This is a genomic window from Mesorhizobium sp. M2A.F.Ca.ET.067.02.1.1 (assembly GCF_004023285.1).
GTDB lineage: Bacteria > Pseudomonadota > Alphaproteobacteria > Rhizobiales > Rhizobiaceae > Mesorhizobium.
Genome location: NZ_RZSB01000411.1, coordinates 1 through 5,407, shown reverse-complemented (window position 1 = coordinate 5,407; position 5,407 = coordinate 1). Strand labels below are relative to the sequence as shown.

4 protein-coding genes are annotated in these 5,407 nt (G+C 63.6%); all 4 read left to right on the top strand.

From position 1 onward, the window contains the following. The first annotated feature begins 76 nt into the window (after window positions 1–76). Window positions 77–2,566: a mechanosensitive ion channel family protein gene (locus EOA28_RS23605; RefSeq protein WP_128315329.1), complete on the top strand. Its 2,490-nt coding sequence runs from the start codon at window positions 77–79 to the stop codon at window positions 2,564–2,566. Window positions 2,567–2,797: 231 nt separating this feature from the next. Further along, window positions 2,798–3,061, top strand: coding sequence for a hypothetical protein (locus EOA28_RS23600; protein ID WP_042645040.1), 264 nt, complete (start codon window positions 2,798–2,800; stop codon window positions 3,059–3,061). Window positions 3,062–3,319: 258 nt separating this feature from the next. Further along, window positions 3,320–4,753: a UbiA family prenyltransferase gene (locus EOA28_RS23595; protein WP_128315328.1), complete on the top strand. Its 1,434-nt coding sequence runs from the start codon at window positions 3,320–3,322 to the stop codon at window positions 4,751–4,753. Next, window positions 4,753–5,407: FAD-binding oxidoreductase (locus EOA28_RS23590; protein WP_148670819.1), on the top strand; the 655-nt coding region annotated here is incomplete at its 3' end. The genes EOA28_RS23595 and EOA28_RS23590, both read left to right, overlap by 1 nt.

Sequence of the window (5,407 nt, the reverse complement as noted above, 5' to 3'; positions counted from 1 at the left end):
GCTTGCCGCTCGATAGACCGGTCTTTATCAAGGGCGGAATTTCGAGGATTTTTCGGCCGCGAGTCGCCACAACGCCATGTTTTTCCGCCTGTTGCGCCTGATCTTGGTCGTCATCGTCGCTGTCTTAGGGCAGCCGGTATTCGACGCGTCGGCGCAGGCGATCGGCCACGGCTCGGCGCAACTCATCGCCGACCAGACCAAGGTCATCCAGGATCTGACGGCCAAGACGGACGGGCTGGAGAAGAGACTGGACGACCCCGACCAGGACGATGCGGGGCTGGTCGATATCCGCCTGCAGCTCGAGGATATTTCGCGGGCGGCGCTGACCAGCGCGCTGGCATTCCGCCAGCGCCTCAACGATATCAACGCCCGCGTCGAAGTGCTTGGGCCGCCTCCGGCACAGGGGCAGCCGCCCGAGCCGGCGATCGTCAGCAACGAGCGCAGCGCGCTTGTCTCGGAGAAGGCCGAGATCAACGCGGTCGTCGCCAGCGCGCAGAATCTGTCGGTCCGCGTCAACGGGCTGGTCGACAAGATCTCAGTGATGCGCAGCGAGCTTTTCCGCAGCGTCATCACCAAACATTATGATCTGAACGACGCGCTGAGCCCGCAGGCCTTTTCCGACGCGCATGACCAGATCTCGGGTCTTTACAAGGCGGTGTCGTCCTGGCTGAGCTTCGCCCTCAAATTCAAGTTCCAGGCGATCCTTGCCGCGACCCTGATGGCGCTGGCGCTGGCGGCCGTGCTCTTGATCGGCGGCAGGCGCTTGTTCGGCCGCATATTCGAGGCCGACCCAACCGTCGAGGAGCCGTCCTATCTCAGCCGGCTGTCGGTCGCCTTCTGGTCGACGCTGCTGCCGACCCTGGCGCTCGGCGTCTTCTTCGCCTCGGCCGTGTTCTTCTTCAACTATTACAATGTGCTGCGCGGCGACATCGGCACGTTTCTCAATGCCCTGCTGACGGTGATCGGCATGGTTTTCTGCGTCAACCGGCTGACCAACGCTGCGCTTGAGCCACGGCTGCCCAACTGGCGCCTGATCCCGGTCGCGACGGGGCCGGCGCGCTGGCTCGTCGGGCTGACGACCGCGATGGCCCTGGTGCTCGGCTTGAATTACTTCCTGTCGGTCGTCAACGAGAAGATGGGCTCGCCGCTTTCGCTGACGATCGCCAGGAGCTTTATCGCAACCATCATCATCGGCGTCATCCTGATCCTGATGGGATGGTTGAAGCCTTTCAAGGCGCAGGACGGCTCATGGCGTCCCTGGCCGGCCTGGCTTCGTTTCCTTGCCGTCGGGCTCGGCCTGTTCACCATTGCCGCGGCATTGCTCGGCTATATCGGCCTGTCGCTTTTCGTCGCGTTCCAGGTCGTGGTGACCGGGACCGTCCTGGTGACGGCCTATATCGGTTTCCTCTCGGCGCGCGCGATCGGCGAGGAGGGCGGCTTCGCCGACACTTCGGTCGGGCGCTGGCTTTCGGAAAATTCAAGCTACGAGGATACCGCGCTCGACCAGCTGGGGCTGGTGGTCAGCATCGCCATCAACCTGATGATCGTCGTGGTGTTCCTGCCGCTGATCCTGTTGATGTGGGGATTCCAGCCCGGCGATATCGAGGCCTGGGCCTATAAGCTGGCGACCGGCGTCTCGATCGGGTCGGTGACCATCTCTTTCCTAGGCATCCTCAGCGGCATCGTCGTCTTCGCCATCGGCTATTTCCTGACGCGCTGGTTCCAGGGCTGGCTGGACGGCTCGGTGATGGCGCGCGGCAAGGTCGATGCCGGCGTGCGCAACTCGATCCGCCTCGGCGTCGGCTATGCCGGCGTGGCGATTGCCGGCCTGGTCGGCATCTCGGCGGCCGGCATCGATCTCTCCAACCTGGCGCTGGTCGCCGGCGCCCTTTCGCTCGGCATCGGCTTCGGCCTGCAGAACGTCGTCTCGAATTTCGTTTCCGGCCTCATCCTGCTTGCCGAACGGCCGTTCAAGGTCGGCGACTGGATCGTCGCCGGCGATGTCAGCGGCACGGTGCGCAAGATCAGCGTGCGCGCCACCGAGATCGAGACCTTCCAGCGGCAGTCGGTGATCCTGCCCAATTCGAACCTCATCAACAACGCGGTCGGCAACTGGACGCATCGCAACAAGCTGGGGCGGGTCGAAATCAAGGTCGGCGTCGCCTACGGCAGCGACGTGAGGCGCGTCCATGCCATCCTGCTGGATATTGCCCGCGCCCATCCGATGGTGCTGAAGAATCCGGAGCCGTTCGTCCTCTTCGCCAATTTCGGGGCTGCCGCGCTCGAGTTCGAAATTCGCGTCTTCGTTGCCGACATCATGAACAGCAGCGTCGTGCAGAACGATATTCGTTTCGCCATCTTCGATATCTTCGAGGACGAGCGGATCGAAATCCCGTCGACGCCGCGCGCCGTGGTCGAGACGAACAAGCACGAAGCCTGGCCGATCGACGACGACAAGATCGAAGCCGAATTCGCCGAGCGCCAGAGGCTGGAGGAGGAAGCCGCGGCCGAACGGGAACGGCTTGCCAAGATGAAGCGGAAGGGCCGCAAGCCCGACCCGGGCTGAGGTGCATCGACATTCGGGTGAGGCCGGCCTGGAAATGGCGGCTTCCTGCGCGCCCCTCTTGGACGCCGATGCCCGAAGGTCGACGCATCTTCGGTGCAGCCGAAACCGATTGTGGCATGAATGCGGCATTCAGTTGCGGTTCAGGTAACATCTCATATAAGCTTCGATGCAAAGGGCGAGAATGCCTTGCAAATTTTGAACAGAGGCGGTGTGTGAAACACCGGAATTGCAATGTGGAAGTCTGTCGTTGCCGCCATTGCTTTGCTGGCCTTGGGCGGTTCGGCTTTCGCCGCCAGCGCGATCAACAGGGACGCTCAGACGCGGACCCTGGTCGTGACCGAAGGCGGCGCCAAGAGCGAGCTGACGCTCGGTGCCGGCGAGACGGTGGAGTTCTGCTCGAACGGCTGCTTCGTCACCCTGCCCAATGGTGACCTCGAAGCCCTGACCGGTTCGGAGACGGTCGAAATTTCGGGCGGGACCGCCCGCATCAAGTAACGCGCAACGGATTGGCGCGGTAAGATTGGCAAAGGCCGGACCGATGTCCGGCCTTTTATCGTTTCCGGTAGCCGACGCTTAACGATGACGGCCGAAAAACCGGCATGACCATTCCCTGCAACCGCACGTTTTAACGTTCGCTGCGTCATCCCCGGCTATATCTGCCCCCGTGGACGCCGGTACACGGCGCGGGTTGAATTGGCGCGTGGCCCTTCCGGGATTTGGAGTCGGGATCCTGCGCTCTATCGGGGCAGGACAATGGACGCGAGGTCGGACAGGAACGCAATTCCGCTTGCGGTCGATCTCGACGGGACGTTGATTGCAATGGACCTTCTGTGGGAAGGCCTGTTCATCCTCCTCAAGAAGAACCCGCTCTATTTCTTTCTGCTGCCGCTCTGGCTGACCGGCGGTCCGGCGCGGCTTAAGCAGGAAATATCCCTGCGCGTCGACATCGACCCGGCCTCGCTGCCTTACCGTCAGGAATTGATCGACCGTTTGCGCGCCGAGCATCGGGAGGGCCGCGTGATCGTGCTGGCGACGGGAACGCCGCGCAAATTCGCCGAGGCAATCGCGGCGCATCTCGGCATTTTCGACCGCGTGCTGGCGACCGACGGCCCGCATAACATGACCTCGGGCCGCAAGTGCTCCGCTCTGGTCGCCGCCTATGGCGATGCGGGCTTCGATTATGCCGGCAACAGCCGCCACGACCTCAAGGTCTTCGATGCCGCGCGCAACGCGCTGGTGGTGGCGCCCGATCGCAGCGCCCGGCGCTGGCAGGCGGCGCATCAGGCCGAGGCGATGCCGGCGCCGAAGCCGACGCTGAGAACCTATATCAAGATGCTGCGCATGCATCAGTGGCTGAAGAACGCGCTGATCGCCGTGCCCATGGTGCTGTCGCACGAATATTTCAATCCCAATATGATCTGGGAATGCCTGCTGGCGTTCGTGTCCTTCAGCGCCGTGGCGTCCGCCATCTACATCCTCAACGATTTCTTCGATCTAGCGCTCGACCGCAAGCATCCGACCAAGCGCAACCGGCCTTTCGCCAGCGGCGCATTGTCCATTCCGTTCGGCATGGGCGCGATCGCGGTGCTGCTTGCGATCGGCATCGCAGCCGGCCTGTTCCTGCCGGTCGAATTCCTTGGCGTGCTTGCCGGCTATCTGGTCGTCACCACCGCCTATTCGCTGTCGTTCAAGCGCATGCTTCTGGTCGACGTGCTGACGCTTGCCGGCCTCTACACGATCCGCGTGCTGGCGGGCGCGGCCGCCACCGGCGTGGACGTTTCCTTCTGGCTGCTTGCCTTCTCGATCTTCTTCTTCCTGTCGCTGGCGCTGGTGAAGCGCTTCGTCGAATTGCGCACCACGGCCATCCCTCCGGGCGAGCGCATCGCCGGCCGCGGCTATCGCACCGAGGATCAGGAGATCGTCGCCCAGGCCGGCATGGCGTCGGCCTTCTCCTCGGCGCTGGTGCTCGCGCTCTATATGGACAGCCCGGCGGTGCGCGAGCTTTACCCGCATCCCTGGCTGATATGGCCGCTGGCGCCGATCGTGCTCTACCTCACGATGCGCGTCTGGATCCTGGCCCGGCGCGACGAAATGCATGACGACCCGGTGGTCTTCATCATTCGTGACTGGCGCAGCCAGATCGTCGTCGCGATCGGCGCGGTCTTCCTCGTCGCCGGAGGCTGGTGATGGGGCATGAGCGCTTCGGCAGCTTCGGACTGGCGACCCCACCGGCGCGCAAGGCGATGGCGGCGGATGAGGCGATCGCCTTGCTGAAGCGCGGCGAGGCGAGAGCCGGATCGCTGCTCGGCTATGGCAATGGCCGCTCCTATGGCGACAGTTGCCAGAATGATGCCGGCATGGTGGTCGACATGCGGCCGCTCAACCGCATCCATTCCTTCAATGCCGAGACCGGCGTGCTGGAAGCCGATGCAGGCACGCTGCTTTGCGACATCATCGCCTATGCCGCGCCCTACGGCTTCTTTCCAGCCGTGGTTCCGGGCACGCAGTTCGTGACGCTGGGCGGCGCGATCGCTAACGACGTGCACGGCAAGAACCACCATCGGCGCGGCACCTTTGGCTGCCATGTCGAGACCCTGACGCTGCTTCGGTCCGACGGCCGGACCTATCGCTGCTCGCCGACCGATAATGTCCGCCTGTTCGGGGCGACGATCGGCGGCATGGGCCTGACCGGGCTGATCCTGTCGGCATCGATCAAGCTTCTGCGCGTGCCGTCGCTCGACATCATGGAGAAGGCGACGCGGTTTCGCCATCTCGGCGAATTCTTCGATCTCGCCGAGGCGGCGGACCAGGCTAACGAATATGCCGTCGCGTGGATCGACC

Coding starts and splice junctions, on each gene's coding strand:
- EOA28_RS23595 (WP_128315328.1), top strand. CDS start 3,320: ATGGACGCGAGGTCGGACAGGAACGCAATTCCGCTTGCGGTCGATCTC.
- EOA28_RS23600 (WP_042645040.1), top strand. CDS start 2,798: ATGTGGAAGTCTGTCGTTGCCGCCATTGCTTTGCTGGCCTTGGGCGGT.
- EOA28_RS23605 (WP_128315329.1), top strand. CDS start 77: ATGTTTTTCCGCCTGTTGCGCCTGATCTTGGTCGTCATCGTCGCTGTC.